This is a genomic window from Streptomyces sp. NPDC050743 (assembly GCF_044456925.1).
Lineage (GTDB): Bacteria > Actinomycetota > Actinomycetes > Streptomycetales > Streptomycetaceae > Streptomyces.
Genome location: NZ_JBITGJ010000302.1, coordinates 1 through 1,949, shown reverse-complemented (window position 1 = coordinate 1,949; position 1,949 = coordinate 1). Strand labels below are relative to the sequence as shown.

The following is a 1,949-nucleotide window of genomic DNA, read 5'->3' as shown; positions in this document are numbered from 1 at the left end:
GACCGCCCGCAAGGAGAACGCCACGCTCGCCACCGAGCGGGACATTCTGCGCAAGGCGACGAAGTTTTTCGCCTCGGAGATGACCTGGTAGGGAGCCGTAAATCAACTACTGCTTGAGTTGATGTCGTTGTCATGCTGCTCGATCACTCGTTGCAGGGTTTCGATCGAGCGCGGTGGGTGAGTGCGGCGGGTGACGAGTACCGTGGTGAGCTCGGGTCCGGCGAAGGCCAACAACGGCTTGGTCCGCCCGGCGTGGTAGCTCAGCACGTTGCGGTGGCGGCCGAGCAGTTGGCCCGCCAGCGTCAGGGTGACGGTGTTGCGGCTGCTCAGGACGGCGGCCAGGACGCGGTGGCGGTGATCGAGAGTGCCGAAGCCGGGGTTGCGGCCGCGCCCGTCGCGGTCCTCGCGCCGACGCTCGGCCTCGGTCAGGAGTTGGCGGCAGGGTTCGAGCCGGAGTACGAGTTGGTCGAACTCGTCGCGGGACATGCCGGTCAGTGCCGGGTGGGTGAGGAGGAAGGTGGCCTCGGCCGGAATCGGCGGCCCCGACTCCTCCCGCAGATCCTGTGGCGGCTCGTGGCCGGGGTCTTGCGGGGCGATGGTGTAGTTCCACTCGCCGTGGAAGCTGTCCCGTGCGGTCCGCTGTTCGATGCTCTTGCGTTCAGCGCGGGTGAGCACGCGTCCGGTGGGGTAGTCGTTTTCGTCCAGGGTGGCGCTGACGGTCAGCCCGGTGGTGGTGCAGGTGGCCGAGATGGTCTGCAGCAGGATCTCGTAGCTGGTCAGCGGCCGTCCACGCAGGCTGTGGGTGATCCGGGAGAACAGCCGGTGTTCGACCTTGTTCCATTTCGACGTGCCGGGCGGGAAGTGCATGACGGTGATGCTCAGCCCGCACTCGTCGGCGAAGGCGGCCAGACCCATCTTGAACAGGTGGGAGCCGGCGGAGTTGGCGCCGCCGGAGTCCGCGGTGACCAGGAGCCTGTCGGCACTGGGGTAGTCGAGACGGCCCCGGGCACTCCACCAGCGGCGCAAGGACTCCACCGCGAAGGCGGCGGTGTTGCGGTCGGTGCCCACGTTCACCCAGCCGCTGTCGCGGCCGAGGTCGTAGATGCCGTACGGGATGGCGATGGGGGTGTTGGGGTCGACGAAGTCGTGGTCCGGGGCCGTGATCGGATCGCCTTTGGGCCGGTAGGAACGGCCGGGGCGGGCGAAGTCGCCGATCGGCTCCTTCTTCTTCGCGTCCACGCTCACCACCGGCATCCCCTGCTCCAGGAAGGATGCGACGGCGGTGTTGATGTACCGGAATTGGGCGTCGCGGTCGGGCACGTGACTGCCGGCCCTCGTCTTGGCCATGCCCTGCAGACTGAAGCCCATCGCGTGCAGCAGGTCTGCGACCACCGGGGCGCTAACAGGGTGACCGGCCTCGGTCAGCTCACGGGCCAGGTCCCGCAGCGAGGCGGTGGTCCACCGCAGCGGCGAGACCGGATCGCCCACCTCCCGCGGCTCGATCAGCGCCTCGAGCGCGGGCCGTAGCCCCGGGTCACGCTCGGTCGCTGGCTTGCGTCCGCCGCCGGGCCGGCGCACCCGCCCCAGTACTTCGGCCCCGGCTGCGAGCTCGTCCCGCCCGCGCGCGATGGTCGACTCCGAGACCTCGGCCAGCCGGGCCACGGCCGCGATCCCGCCGTGTCCCAGGGCTTCGGCCTCGGCGGCCAGGTAGAGGCGGCGCTGCCGCTCGTCCAGGTGCGGGAGCACCGCCGTGAACTTCGTATCCAGGACTGCGAGGATCTTCTCCAGTATCGCCACGGCAGCCCATCTACCATGTGGCGCAGCGGAGTTGGACTGAAACCAGCAGTAGTTTCCTTACGGCTCCTAGGCCGCTGCCAGTTCATCGAGGACCACTGCGAGACCTACCCGGTCAAGCGGCTGTGCCAGGTGCTCGACGTGCACCGCTCCAG

1 pseudogene is annotated in these 1,949 nt (G+C 68.9%); it reads right to left on the bottom strand.

Annotation, left to right across the window (positions count from 1 at the left end):
- Positions 1–582: 582 nt before the first annotated feature.
- Positions 583–1,779: pseudogene (locus ACIBJF_RS53180) on the bottom strand (ISAzo13 family transposase); the annotation flags it as partial.
- Positions 1,780–1,949 lie beyond the last annotated feature (170 nt).